The following is a 12,982-nucleotide window of genomic DNA, read 5'->3' on the forward strand; positions in this document are numbered from 1 at the left end:
CATCGTTTCTTGCAAAACAGGTCGATCAAGTAATCAGGCATCCGCTTCCCGGTTTGCTGGCAGTGTGGCCCAACCCATATGCAGCAAATGACGTCCTTATTGGAAACATCGTTGTGCCCCAGATCGCTGGCGTGCAAAAACCGTGTACAGCTTGTACAGATTAACTATGTCCAAACATCCGTACATTTTGCTGGGCGATATTTGTACCCAGCAACTTCAATTCCCCATCCCGCACACAGGCCCGAATCGGGTCACCCATGTTGTTGTCTTCGGTAAAGAGAAATTTAATCTGCGGTCCTGCCGGTGTCAGGGTTTGGTGGAGGACTCCTATCAGGCCGTCAGCCAACAACGCATTGGCTCTGTTACCCACCGCACTCGAAGCAATTTGCAGTAGCCCCGCAAGCCCCTCTTCAATCGAACCGCCGTGTACCGTTGTGATTACAAATTGCCCGGACGTTGCTGCTCGCAACATTTGCGCGGCGGCTTCGGGCGTGCGGATCTCGCCGACATAAATATAATTTGGATGCCAGCGCAGGGCGGTTTTCAGTCCTTGCGCCCACCCATCATCGTCTTGTACATGCACCTGGAAACAATAACCCGCCTCACCGACAGGTCCCTGAAAGAGGAATTCAACCGGATCTTCCAAAGTGAAAGTGACGCCGCCAAACGCCTTCATGTAATGGTTAACCAGGGCTGCGGCAGTAGTCGTTTTTCCGTTGCCTGTCGCTCCGACGATCAGCAATAATCCACAGCGCTTGCCGCATTGCTTCAGATAGTCAAGTAGCCGGGGTTTGATATTGAGCCTGTCAATATCCAGGAGTCCAGGATCGACTCGTCGCATCGACGCCCAGACCGACTTGTCCGACAGTTCTTTTTTAGCGATTCTCAGACGGATATTGTCATGGGTGTAAGAGCTGTCTTCGTGTGGCTGAGTCAAGACGTATTGACGTAACACCTCGAGATCATCATTTAAGGACGAAGGAATTGGTAGATTCCCACTGTTTTGTATTGTTTTTTTGATCGGGTTATAGCGACCTTGCTCAGGCTGATCGATACGCAAATAGATATCGACAAATGGCAATTGAGAAAGGCTCGTGATCGGAAGTTCAGTATCTGTCGGGCCGGAGGGCAGAGCTTGCATTGACGAAGTAAGAGTCATGGCTGGATGGTTGAGGTGACGTTTTACTGGTTGCGTGCTATTTCAGCGCCGAAAGAAGGTTACCAAGAGTAGGCTGCCCGCGAATCAACTGGTCGTCAAGGCGTTGTTGAGCAAGCCGTGATTCCAGCGTGAAATTAGATTGCACAAATGAAACAAGGCGTTGTGTCAACGAGGGATGCGAGGTTGACATCGACAGGTGTCGCGTCAGCCTGATGTTCTGCGGGAAGAGCAGGAGAGAGTGGTTATGCGGAGAAAGACTGAGCGGCATGCACAGTCAATGATTGCCCTGTGATCAAGCGCGCCAGCCAGCCCTCTCAGACAGCACTGGTATTCGGCGACTTCGGCAGCGCGGCAATCAAATCAGCAAAACGCTCGCCCTGAACCGTGATGTGTTGCCGCAGCAGTTCGACGGTCAGGTCGCTGTTGCCGGCGATGATGGACTGGACTATCTGCTCGTGTTCATCATAGGACGCCGTGGTTCGATTACGCACCCGTAACTGTAGTCGGCGATAAGGTCGCAAGCGGCGATGCAGTGACCGGGCTTGATCCGCCAGAAACGCATTGCGACTGCCTGCGTAAATCTGTTCATGAAACGCTTCGTTGCGGAAGAAATAGTCATCGGAATCGGTGCCGTCCCGCGCTTCCTTGCACGCCTGATGCGCCGCCAGCAACGCGCTGTGTTCGGTCTTCGTCATCCGGCGCGCCGCCAGCCGGCCGCACATTGCTTCAATTTCCGCCATGACTTCAAACATCTCGAGCAACTGCTGCGGACCGATATCGGCAACCACCGCGCCACGCCGTGGGCGCATCACGATGATGCCCATCGACATGAGTTGATTCAATGCTTCCCGGATCGGGGTACGTGAGACGCCGAACTGGGTGGCCAGTTCGGTTTCATCTAAATGTTGCCCCGGTACGAACTTTCCGATGGCAATCATTTCTTCTATTGCTTCTCGCAAAGTCTCTGATCGATTTTTCATGAGTGAGGTCGCAGTGTTTATTTTGTGTACATTTACAAAGTATAAAGTCAAACTAGGCACTTGCCATGTATTTTTTAAAGGCATTGTTGTACACAAGAAGGCCGAAGTCAGAGGCGTGATGCCATTTTTTTTTTGATCATGAGTGTCGATATCGCGTTATCGTCAGTCTCTCCGTTAGTAGTGATGTTTTTGCCAAATTTTCTGGGATAACCATGAAGCAATGGAACACCTTGGCCGTGAGTCGCCGCAAGCGTCTTGACCGTGGCTTGCTTGTAACGGGACGGATTGCGGACCCGTCAAAAATGACTGCTTTGCTGGAGGCCGTGATCGAGCCGGGCGATCGTGTCTGCATGGAAGGCAACAACCAGAAGCAAGCCGATTTTCTGGCGCGCTCCTTGTTGCAGGCCGATCCGGCGGTGCTGCACGATCTGCATATCCTGCAGTCGGTGCTGGCCCTGCCCGAGCATCTCGATATCTTCGAGAAAGGGATTGCATCCAAACTCGATTTTTCGTTTTCCGGACCGCAAGCGGTGCGACTGGCCCGGTTGATGCAGTCGGGAAAAATCGAGGTTGGCGCGATCCACACCTATCTGGAACTGTACGGCCGGTATTTTGTTGACCTGACCCCGCGCGTCTCGCTGATCGCCGCCGAGGCGGCCGACCGGCACGGCAATCTGTACACCGGCCCCAATACCGAAGACACTCCGGCCATCGTCGAAGCCACCGCGTTCAAGAACGGTATCGTCATCGCGCAGGTCAATGAAATCGTCGACGTCCTGCCGCGTATCGACATCCCTGCCGACTGGGTCGACTTCGTGGTACCCGCGCCGACCCCGTATTACATCGAACCGCTGTTCACCCGCGATCCGGCGCAAATTTCGGAAATCCAGGTGCTGATGGCGATGATGGCCATCAAGGGTATTTACGCCGAATACGGCGTGCAGCGCTTAAATCACGGCATCGGTTTTGACACGGCAGCGATCGAACTGCTGTTACCGACCTATGCCGAGTCGCTCGGACTGAAAGGCAAAATCTGCCAGCACTGGGCGCTCAATCCGCATCCGGCGCTGATCCCAGCCATCGAAGCCGGCTTTGTCGAATCGGTCTATTCGTTCGGTTCCGAAATGGGCATGGAAGAGTACATCCGGGCGCGTCCCGACGTCTTCTTCACCGGCCCGGATGGTGCGATGCGCAGCAACCGCGCGCTGTGCCAGGCGGCAGGCCATTACGCGTGCGACATGTTCATCGGCTCGACCTTGCAGATCGATTTGCAGGGCAACTCGTCGACCGCCACGCTGGGTCGCATCTCCGGCTTCGGTGGTGCGCCCAACATGGGGGCCGATGCGCGCGGCCGGCGTCATGCCAGTCCCGGCTGGCTCAAAGCCGGGCAGCAGGCACGGGCCGGCAAGAATACGATTCCGCGCGGGCAGAAGCTGGTGGTGCAGATTGTCGAAACCTTCCGCGAGCACATGCAACCGGCGTTTGTCGATCGGCTCGATGCCTGGGAATTGGGCGAGCAGGCCGGCATGGCCATTCCGCCGGTGATGATTTATGGCGACGATGTTACCCACATCCTGACCGAGGAAGGCATCGCCAATTTGCTGCTGTGTCGCACTGATGAAGAGCGCAAACAGGCCATCCGTGGTGTCGCCGGTTACACCCCGGTTGGCCTGGCACGCGACCAGCGCATGGTCGAGAACCTGCGCGATCGCGGCATCATCCAGCGTGCCGAAGACCTCGGTATCGACAAACGACTGGCGACCAGAGATTTGCTGGCGGCCAAGACAATGAAGGATCTGGTGCGTGCATCCGGCGGTTTGTATAACCCGCCCAAGCGTTTCAGAAACTGGTAAAGGATGAAGCAATCATGGAAACCCTGACATATCGTTTTGAAAATGGCCAGCGCCGCATTCCGGCCCGGCCCGAACTGGTCGGCGTGGTCGGCTCCGGCAATCTGGAAGTGCTGATCGAACCGACAGAGCAGGGCGGTGCCTGCACGGTAGAAATCAGTACCGCAGCGCGTGGTTTTGGCGCGATCTGGGAAGCCGTGATGACGGATTTTCAGACGCGCTGGCAACTGGCCGACACCCGCATTTCGATCAACGACATGGGCGCGACGCCGGCGGTAGTGAGCCTGCGGCTGGACCAGGCAGTCGAAGCCTTGCTGGAGCAAAACCGATGAGCAGCTATCTGGAAGCCAACGCGCGCGAGCGCATTGGGCGTTTGCTGGACCCGCGCTCGTTCGAGGAATTTTTGCCGCCATCGCAACGTGTCGTCAGTCCGCATCTGGCGCAACTCGACGCGCCGGTTGCCTTCGACGACGGCGTCGTGATCGGGCAGGGTTTGCTCAACGGCCAGCGTGTGTTCGCTGCCGCGCAGGAGGGCGGTTTCATGGGCGGCGCTGTTGGCGAAGTGCATGGTGCCAAACTGGTCGGGCTGTTGCAGCGCGCCGTGGTCGAGCGCGTGGATGCCGTGATCCTGCTGCTGGAAACCGGCGGCGTGCGTTTGCACGAAGCCAACGCCGGTCTGATTGCCGTCTCCGAAGTGATGCGTGCCGTGCTGCAAACCCGGGCTGCAGGCATCCCGGTGATCGTACTCATCGGCGGGTCCAATGGCTGTTTCGGTGGCATGGGCATCGTCGCGCGCTGTGCCAATTTCATTGTGATGTCCGAAGAAGGAAGGCTGGCGATGTCAGGACCGGAGGTCATCGAAACGGCCAGCGGCGTCGAGGAATTCGACTCGCGTGACCGGGCGCTGGTTTGGCGCACGACCGGCGGCAAGCATCGTTATTTGCTTGGCGATTGCCAGGCCATCGTCACCGATGACATCGACGCGTTCCGGCAAGCGGCCACCGAGGCGGTGCACATCTGTGGTCAGGGGAGTGCGGCGTTGACGCTGGCGGCGCTGGAAGCGGAGCAGGCGATGCTGGCGGCGCGGCTGCAGGATTTCGGCACGCAAGGAGAGCCGATGGACATCTGGCGTCGACTCGGCATCGACAATCCCGAGATCGTACCGATGCTGGAAGCGACCGAATTCACCGCGCTGGTCAAGCGCAGCGTTGACCGACAGGGAGCTAAATAATGGAATGGAAACAACTCGCGGATAATTTATTTCCCGCCGGTCACACGATCAGCGAGACCGATCATTTCCTGTCTGGCAGCGCAGAGGTCGACGGCCACACCATCGCGGTGATTGGCACCACCAACCACGCGCCTATCGGCATCGAAATCGCGCTGGCGCAGGCGCAAGCCGTCCTGAACGTCGTACGCGAACATCCGCAGCGCGCGATCCTGCTGCTGGTCGATACCCAGGGCCAGCGCTTGCGCCATCGTGACGAAATGCTCGGCATTAATAGCTACATGGCCCATCTCGGCAAATGCATCGAGCTGGCCCGGCGCAGCGGTCACAAGGTCGTCGCACTGGTCTACGATCAGGCGCTGTCGGGCGGCTTCATCACCAGCGGCATGATGGCCGATGCCTGTTACGCGTTACCGGAATCGACGATCCGCGTCATGGGATTGCCAGCGATGGCGCGCATCACCAAGGTGCCGCTGGAACGCCTGACCGAGCTGGCCAAGGACAATCCGGTCTTCGCGCCGGGTCCCGATAACTATCTGCGCATGGGCGGCATCGAAGCGATCTGGGAGGGCGATCTGGCGACCCGGCTAGCCGATGCGCTGCGCGACCCGAACTGCATTGATCAACGTGCTGCACTCGGGCTGGCACGCGGCGGGCGCAAGCTGTCGCAGGCGGTGGTGGAGGCGGTGCGGTCGGGGACACATGTTCGCCCGGCATGACCTGATCTGGCTTGATGCGCAAGGCTGGTACCGTTGCCGTGACGGGTTGGATGCGACCGCTCTGGCAGCGCTCGCGCGCTGGCAGCAATCCGACTGGCCGGCGATCGTGCGGCGCGCCGATATCGACATGCCAGTCGACGAAGTCTGCCTTGGCATCGCGCTGCCGCCCGATCCGGACAGCGGAGACAAGCTGCGGATTGCGTTGCGTGTGCCGGTCGCTGACATTCGTTGTTGCCGTGCACCGCTGGCCATCGATGCGGTGCTGGCGACGGCGCCAGAGCGCTGGCGTGCGGCGTTGCGATTGCTGGCAGATGAGGTTGGCCGTGATGCTTTGACGTTCGGCTTTTATGGTTCGCTGGCACTGCAAGCGCTGACGGGGCAAGCGTATGTCACTGCTACCTCCGATATCGATTTGCTGTTTTCACCGACGACACCGGCGCAGTTGGAGCAGGGCATCGCGCTGCTGCAACGGCATGCGCAAGCCTTGCCGCTGGATGGCGAAATCCTGTTTCCATCGGGGCAGGCGGTGGCCTGGAAAGAGTGGGTGCAGGCCAGCGGTAACGGGTCGCGCGTGCTGGTGAAGGAGATTGATGGCGTACATTTATTGACGATGGCGGCGTTGCTGGCGTCATTTTCCGAGTGACAAGCGGAGCAGTGGGCATGCATGAATTAATCTTTGTTGCGTCGAAAAGGACGACCGTGAACCCGGCTTGTACGCCGTCGCAATCATCTTTTTCCGCACAAATTGGTCGCCACGCCGTGCGCAGTCTGCACGCCGAACTGGCCTTGTATCCGAAGCCGGGTCTGGTCTCGCTGGTCGACAACGGCAGCCATGACGACATGACGGCGACGACGTTTCTGCGCAGTCTTTTTGCGCTACGTCATTACTTCATTCGTATCACTGCCGCTGGCGCAGCCGAGGCGTCGTTCAGCACATTGCAACAGCTCGGGATTGCCGCCGAAGCACGCATGGTCATGGCTACCGGCGGCATCAATACCCATCGCGGCGCGATCTTTTGCGTCGGCATGGTGTGCGCGGCAATCGGTGCTTGTCGTGCGCGGCAGGTGATGTTGACGGCCGAGTCGATCAGCGCAACCTTGCGTGCGCAGTGGGGCGAGGCGCTGGTCGCTCACACGCACGTTGTTGCGGCCCCTCCGGGCAGTGCGCCATCGCACGGCATGCAAGCGGCGGCACGGCATGCTGCCAGCGGTGCCAGGGAAGAGGCCGCACTCGGCCTGCCATCGGTGTTCGAGGTGGCATTGCCGGCGTTGCAGCGCACGCTGGCAGCCGGACGCAGTCTGCATTGCGCGCAGGTCGATGCCTTCTTTTCGCTGATGGCCCACATCAGCGATACCAATGTCTACCATCGTGGCGGAGCGGCGGGTGCCGCGCTGGTCAAGCAACTGGCACAGGATTTTCTGGCGCGTGGCGGCAGTGCCCATCCGCACTGGAAAGACCAAGCGCTGGCCATGCATCAGACCTTGGTCCGGCAACGCCTGTCGCCCGGCGGCGCGGCCGATCTGCTGGCGGCAACGTGTCTGGTGCAGACGGTGACGTCAAGCTGGACGCTGTCTGGCCACCATTATTCGGAGCGCAAACAATGAGGCAACGACTCGCCATCCTGTGTCCCGGTCAGGGCGCGCAAAACGCGCAATTATTCGATCTGGCCAATTCGGATGCTCGCGTTGCCAGCCTGCTGGCGCAATGGCCGGTGGAAGCCGCTTGCGGCGTGTCGCTCCCGGCTGCGCTGACCGATCCGGCGCTGCTATTTGCCAACCGGATCGCGCAACCGCTGATCGTGGCCTCTGCGCTGGCCGTGTGGGAAGCGCTCAAGTCCAGCGTTCCTGCGCCAGCGCTGGTGGCGGGCTACAGCATCGGCGAGCTAAGCGCTTATGGGATCGCCGGCGCACTGCCGGCCGCAGAGTTGATCACGTTGGCGGCAACCCGCGCGCGCGCGATGGATGCCTGTACGCAGTCGTCTGACAGGCAATCACTGCTGGCCGTTTCCGGCCTGACTGCTTCGGCAGTGCAGGCTTTGCTGGAACAGCACTGGTTGGCGATTGCGATTCAGAATGGCGATGACAACCTGATTATCGGCGGCTTGAGCGACGACCTGCACGCCGCCGAAATCGGCTTGCAGCAACTGGGCGCGCAACTGACGCCGATTCAGGTCGAGGTGGCCTCGCATACAGTCCTGATGCAGGACGCGGTGGCACCGTTTCGCGAGGCGCTACGGCAGAGCACGTTTGCGTCTTTCACGATGCCGGTACTGGCCGGTATTTCTGCTGTCCAGGTCTCGGACAAAGAGGCTGCAGTGTCGCACCTGTCACGCCAGATCGCCGAAACAATCCGATGGGATCATTGCATGGATGCCTGCGCCGAAGCCGGCATCACGGTCGCACTGGAACTCGGTCCCGGTGGGGCGCTGTCACGCATGTTGCGGGCACGGCATCCGTCTATCGAATGCCGTTCGGTCGTCGATTTTCGTACGCTGGCAGGCATTGTCAAATGGCTGGAGCGGCAGTGCCATTAAATGGATCAGCCAAATGGGGTCACTCTCTCCAGGGGCCCTTGCGTTAGCGACTTTTTTGCGATTGATCTTGCTGATCATCAACAACACCTCACCGATGTCGTACTTTGGCGAGCATAGCCGTGCGCAAGATTGCGTTGAGACGACCTTGATATCCTTTGCCTTCACTTTTGAGCCACTCCAGCACATCGACATCAATACGCACCGTTAACTGTTGTTTCAACGGACGATAAAACTGTCCGCGCACTGCGTCGTGCCAGTCCTGCTCTGTCGTTGGTGGAAGGTCAGAGAAATCGATCTCGCTTTCCGGTTTGGCTGCCAGTGCTGCCAGTTCCTTGCTCAGTGTTTCAGAATCCTTGTTCATCGATTTTTCGTTCCAGTTTGGTTGCCCGGCGTGCTGAAATCAGGCGAATGTGTTCGGTCCCGTCGTCGGTGTCGTGCCAGGTGTGTGCCACTAAAAGCAATATCACTCCACCTACCAGCCCGATGGTCTGCCACCGCTCCTCACCCTGTTCGACACGATCCTGTCGGGTAAGGTGCAATGGATCGTCAAATACATGCCGGGCAGTTTCAAAGCTGACACCGTGCTTCTGTTGATTGCTGCATTCTTGGTCTCGTCCCAGGAAAACAAAAGCGCACCTCTTTGTAGTTACAGTAGGGTAGTTTTAAAAGACGTTGGACTCAACGAAAAAACCTTGCGGATCCGTGCCGGTGATTGCAGTCGGACGCAGGCAGACCAAGGCAGCGGGAAGTTGATGGTGAGCGTAGCAAGTGTTGTAGATTCTCCAGACACTGTCTGGAGAATTGATGGTGTCGGCCACGCTTGGTGAAATGCCCGCATTTGCCATAAATTCTGCCTGCTAAACCCGCGTCCAAAGCGGGCCGTGAGATCAGTGGCCAATCGCTCGATCAGCCCTTCGCCGTAGGTCGCCCGGTCCTGGTCTCCCTGGTCTGACTCGACGATACGCCGCCCAATTTCCCACTAGATTGCTGTCATCACCGCATAGACGCTTCGCGCAGCACTGCGACGTGCCGCGTCGAGCAGTGCAACGATTTCCAAATGCACTACGTTGTAGTCCGGCACCGGCGAGGCAAGATCGCTCATCGCATTACCTCGCCAGGCAACGCTGCGATCTTGTCTTTCATCTTGAAATCTGCCAGTGATGCGCCTGTTTCTGTTTGTTCCATCATGCGACTCTCTAGCCATCGTTTGTGCAAAACAGGCTAACCACGACGGTTGAGCAAATCAACCACGTCGCACAGGGAACAGACAGTTTTTCGCCAGTTTGCTGTAGCTAGCACCAACCATGGAGTGCCGGTAGCCAAAAAACAAAGGCATGGTGATTTATGAAAACAAATCTTGAAATGTTGTTCGTGGTTTCACTTTGCAGCAACCTTGTCCGGCCGAAAGCCGGCACTCCGATGTACTGTACAATCCGGTCGCATGACGCGACTCCTGCTTATTTTCCTGCTGACCGTGCTGCCACTCCAACTGTCCTGGGCTGTAGCAGCGGTGTACTGCGGGCATGAAAACAGCGTGTCGGCGACGCATGTCGGTCACCATGAACACAAACATGAAATTGCGCACGCAGCAGGCAGCGACGACAAGTCGGTATCGACATCGCAGCTCGCTGCCGATGCCGATTGCGGTGTGTGCCAGCTAGGCCAAGTCGGCGTTCCCCATGTCCCCCCAGATGCGATGCCGGTCAGTGCTCTTGCGCCCGACTACTCGCATGGCAATATCGATCTGCTCTCTTCTGCTCGACCCGAGCGTCCCGAGCGTCCCAAATGGGCACGTGCCGTCTGATCCGGCACGTCGCTTCCGCTTTTCTTTTCTGCTCCGTATTCCACGGTAGACCCTAGCGCGTCTTGCCGGATTCCCCTGTTTGTTTCAACTGGAGAATTCGATGCAAAAATTGTTCTTGCCGCTAGTCTTGGCGGTGTCTGTGCACGTCCCTGTCTTTGCCCAAGCGTCCTTCCTCAATGAGGGGCGAGCCGGGTTAGCCATCTCGTCGGCTGGTCCGGTCGAGCCCAGCGGGTCACTCACGCTGGCTGCTGCGCTGGCGCTCGCTGCCAGCGCCAATCCCGGTCTCGCCGTTGCTGCGCGCGAAATCGCGGCGATGGACGGTGCCGTGCAACAGGCCGCCACACGACCCAATCCTGAATTGTCAGCCAGCCTGGAAGATACCCGGAAGGAGACGCGGTCTACGACCCTGCAACTGAATCAGACGATCGAACTGGGCGGCAAGCGGCTGGCGCGCATGACGGCGGCGGATCGCAATCGTGATGCGGCGGTGGCCGATCTGGCCATCGCACAGGCCGCGCTCCGCGCCACGGTGATGACGGCTTTTTATGAGGTACTGACTGCGCAGGAGCGGCATCAGCTGGCGCTGGCGTCGGTCGAGCTGGCACAGCGCGCCACCAGCGTTGCCGCCAAACGGGTGGTCGCCGGCAAGACCTCGCCGGTTGATGAAACCAGAGCGCGCGTAGCGCAAGCCAGTGTTCATATCGAACTGTCGCAAGCCGCGAGTGAACTGTCGACGATGCGCCAACGCCTTGCCGCCACATGGGGAAAAACCCGGCCGCGCTTCGAGCGGGTCGACGGTGCACTCGCGGTCCTGCCGCCGCTGCCGTCGCTGGATTCGTTACTGCAACGCTTGCAGCAATCGCCCGCCTTCGCCCGTTCGCGTCTGGAAGTGCAACGCCGACAGGCACTGGCGCAAGTCGAACGTACACGTCAGGTGCCGGACCTGACCGTGAGCATCGGTGCCAAACGCGACGAACAGCTGGGTCGCAATCAAGCCATTCTCGGCGTGTCGATTCCGCTCGCGCTGTTTGACCGCAATCAGGGCAATCTGCTCGAATCGCTGCGGCGCACCGACAAGGCCCGCGACGCATTGACGGCGAGCGACATTCAGGGTGCCAGTGAACTTGCGCAGGCCCATGAACAACTCGCTACCGCAATTGAGCAAGCCCAACTGTTGCAGCAGCAAATCGTGCCGGGTGCGCAAAGCGCCTATGACGCCGCGAGTACCGGCTTTGCCTTCGGCAAGTTCAGTTTCCTTGATGTGCTCGATGCGCAGCGCACCTTGTTGCAAGCCAAATCTCAGACATTACAGACGCTGGCCAGCGCCCATCGGGCGGCCGCCGATATCGAACGTCTCGTTGGCGGCGATATCGGCGCTGTGTCCGTTGTGTCCGCTGTGTCCCTAAATAGCCAGTCTCAGGAATCACCATGACCTTCAATCTCAACAAAAAACAGGGCATCGCGATCGCGATGGTTCTCGCCATTGGCGCATTGCTGGCTTTCCTGATTCTGGGTCTTAACCGTACCGCGGTCAGTGCAGAGACACACGGCACGGACTCTCACGCAAAAGCCGGTGGTCATGATGACGGCAAGTCGCATGAAAAACCCGGTCATGAAGAAGCAGGTCAGGAAGAACCCGGCCATGACGAAGCAAGCGTGACGATGAGCGATGAGCAAATGAAGCAGAACGGCGTCGCGCTGGGCACGGCCGGACCGGCCCGCATCAACAGCACGCTGCAACTGATCGGTGAAATTCACGTCAATGAAGACCGCATGGTGCACATCGTGCCGCGTCTGAGCGGGACCGTTGAATCGGTGTCGGCCAATGCCGGGGACACGGTGCGCAAGGGCCAGGTACTGGCCGTCATTTCCAGCCATGCGCTGGCCGACCAGCGCAGCGACTCGATTGCGGCGCAGCAGCGGGCCGCGCTGGCACGCACGACGTTCGCACGCGAGAAGACTTTGTGGGAAGAAAAAATCTCGGCGGAACAAGACTACCTGCAGGCCCGCAACGCACTGCAGGAAGCCGACATCGCGGCACAAAGTGCGCGCCAAAAACTGGCCGCGCTCGGGGCGAACGCGAACGCAGGCGGCAACCTGACCCGTTACGAAATCCGTTCCCCGATCGACGGTACCGTGACCGACAAGCGCATCGCCATCGGTGCCTCGCTCAAGGACGACACGACAATTTTTATCGTCGCTGATCTGTCGTCGGTCTGGGCCGAAATCGTCGTGCCGGCGAAAGACCTCAATGCAGTCAGCACCGGCCAGCAAGCAAGCGTCAAGGCGATTGCCTTCGACCATGCCGCGACCGGCACGCTGTCGTATGTCGGTGCGCTGGTCGGTGCGCAAACCCGTACGGCGAGCGCGCGCATTGTCTTGCCGAACCCGAAAGGATTGTGGCGTCCGGGTTTGCCGGTGACGGTCAATCTGGTGTCGGCATCGGTCGATGTCGCCATCGCGGTGCCAGTGGGTGCGATCCAGACCATCAACGATGGTCCGACCGCGTTCGGTCGCGCGGGCGACAGTTTCGAAGCGCGACCGCTGAAGCTGGGTCGCAGCGATGGCGTGTTCACTGAAGTGCTTGATGGCTTGCGTGCCGGCGAGCAGATCGCCGCCCGCAACAGCTTCCTGATCAAGGCCGACCTTGGCAAATCGGGTGCCAGCCATGCGCACTGATCAACACCCATCAATGATGACGCCTACCA

General features: G+C 59.2%; 15 protein-coding genes and 1 pseudogene. 10 read left to right on the top strand and 6 right to left on the bottom strand.

The genetic code is table 11. From position 1 onward, the window contains the following. Positions 1-160 precede the first annotated feature (160 nt). On the bottom strand, positions 161-1,159 hold the full coding sequence (locus QN370_RS00070) for an ATPase, T2SS/T4P/T4SS family (protein ID WP_322127578.1): 999 nt from the start codon (positions 1,157-1,159) through the stop codon (positions 161-163). Positions 1,160-1,473: 314 nt separating this feature from the next. After that, on the bottom strand, positions 1,474-2,139 hold the full coding sequence (locus QN370_RS00075; RefSeq protein ID WP_322129139.1) for a GntR family transcriptional regulator: 666 nt from the start codon (positions 2,137-2,139) through the stop codon (positions 1,474-1,476). 212 nt (positions 2,140-2,351) lie between these two features. On the opposite strand from QN370_RS00075, the gene mdcA reads away from it, so the two are divergent. From mdcA to QN370_RS00110, 7 genes are read left to right on the top strand one after another with little or no spacing between them, the layout of a single operon-like run. Further along, positions 2,352-3,992, top strand: coding sequence for a malonate decarboxylase subunit alpha (gene mdcA, locus QN370_RS00080; RefSeq protein WP_322127577.1), 1,641 nt, complete (start codon positions 2,352-2,354; stop codon positions 3,990-3,992). A gap of 14 nt (positions 3,993-4,006) precedes the next feature. Further along, on the top strand, positions 4,007-4,321 hold the full coding sequence (gene mdcC / locus QN370_RS00085; protein ID WP_322127576.1) for a malonate decarboxylase acyl carrier protein: 315 nt from the start codon (positions 4,007-4,009) through the stop codon (positions 4,319-4,321). Beyond that, on the top strand, positions 4,318-5,220 hold the full coding sequence (locus QN370_RS00090; RefSeq protein WP_322127575.1) for a biotin-independent malonate decarboxylase subunit beta: 903 nt from the start codon (positions 4,318-4,320) through the stop codon (positions 5,218-5,220). Before mdcC ends, QN370_RS00090 begins: the two co-directional genes overlap by 4 nt. Further along, entirely contained in the window at positions 5,220-5,936 is a 717-nt protein-coding gene (gene mdcE, locus QN370_RS00095; protein ID WP_322127574.1) for a biotin-independent malonate decarboxylase subunit gamma, read from the top strand. Before QN370_RS00090 ends, mdcE begins: the two co-directional genes overlap by 1 nt. Then, positions 5,920-6,579 (top strand): malonate decarboxylase holo-[acyl-carrier-protein] synthase, encoded by a 660-nt coding sequence (gene mdcG, locus QN370_RS00100; RefSeq protein ID WP_322127573.1) that lies wholly within the window; start codon positions 5,920-5,922, stop codon positions 6,577-6,579. Before mdcE ends, mdcG begins: the two co-directional genes overlap by 17 nt. A 17-nt stretch (positions 6,580-6,596) precedes the next feature. Continuing rightward, complete coding sequence (gene mdcB / locus QN370_RS00105; RefSeq protein ID WP_322127572.1) at positions 6,597-7,541, top strand: triphosphoribosyl-dephospho-CoA synthase MdcB; 945 nt, start codon at positions 6,597-6,599, stop codon at positions 7,539-7,541. Continuing rightward, positions 7,538-8,470, top strand: coding sequence for an ACP S-malonyltransferase (locus tag QN370_RS00110; RefSeq protein ID WP_322127571.1), 933 nt, complete (start codon positions 7,538-7,540; stop codon positions 8,468-8,470). The genes mdcB and QN370_RS00110 overlap by 4 nt, the downstream gene beginning before the upstream one ends. An 88-nt stretch (positions 8,471-8,558) precedes the next feature. Here the strand turns inward: QN370_RS00110 and QN370_RS00115 are convergent, their stop codons facing one another. The 4 genes and pseudogenes from QN370_RS00115 to QN370_RS00130 form a co-directional block, all read right to left on the bottom strand. Then, positions 8,559-8,831 carry a BrnA antitoxin family protein gene (locus QN370_RS00115; protein ID WP_322127570.1) on the bottom strand — a complete coding sequence of 91 codons (273 nt, stop codon included), beginning with the start codon at positions 8,829-8,831 and terminating at the stop codon, positions 8,559-8,561. Next, entirely contained in the window at positions 8,815-9,090 is a 276-nt protein-coding gene (locus QN370_RS00120) for a BrnT family toxin (protein WP_416172173.1), read from the bottom strand. Before QN370_RS00120 ends, QN370_RS00115 begins: the two co-directional genes overlap by 17 nt. A gap of 89 nt (positions 9,091-9,179) precedes the next feature. Then, positions 9,180-9,443: pseudogene (locus QN370_RS00125) on the bottom strand (DUF1016 N-terminal domain-containing protein); the annotation flags it as partial. Positions 9,444-9,449: 6 nt separating this feature from the next. Next, positions 9,450-9,572 (bottom strand): hypothetical protein, encoded by a 123-nt coding sequence (locus QN370_RS00130; RefSeq protein WP_322127569.1) that lies wholly within the window; start codon positions 9,570-9,572, stop codon positions 9,450-9,452. Between the two features lie 339 nt (positions 9,573-9,911). Between QN370_RS00130 and QN370_RS00135 the strand changes: the two genes are divergently transcribed. From QN370_RS00135 to QN370_RS00145, 3 genes are all read left to right on the top strand, one after another. Continuing rightward, positions 9,912-10,274: a DUF2946 family protein gene (locus tag QN370_RS00135; RefSeq protein WP_322127568.1), complete on the top strand. Its 363-nt coding sequence runs from the start codon at positions 9,912-9,914 to the stop codon at positions 10,272-10,274. Between the two features lie 100 nt (positions 10,275-10,374). Next, complete coding sequence (locus QN370_RS00140) at positions 10,375-11,706, top strand: TolC family protein (RefSeq protein WP_322127567.1); 1,332 nt, start codon at positions 10,375-10,377, stop codon at positions 11,704-11,706. Further along, a complete protein-coding gene (locus tag QN370_RS00145) occupies positions 11,703-12,953 on the top strand; it encodes an efflux RND transporter periplasmic adaptor subunit (RefSeq protein ID WP_322127566.1) in 1,251 nt (416 codons plus the stop codon). The genes QN370_RS00140 and QN370_RS00145 overlap by 4 nt, the downstream gene beginning before the upstream one ends. Positions 12,954-12,982: the final 29 nt, after the last annotated feature.

Origin of the sequence: Actimicrobium sp. CCI2.3, from assembly GCF_035019065.1 — a bacterium.
Taxonomy (GTDB): Bacteria; Pseudomonadota; Gammaproteobacteria; order Burkholderiales; family Burkholderiaceae_D; genus Actimicrobium.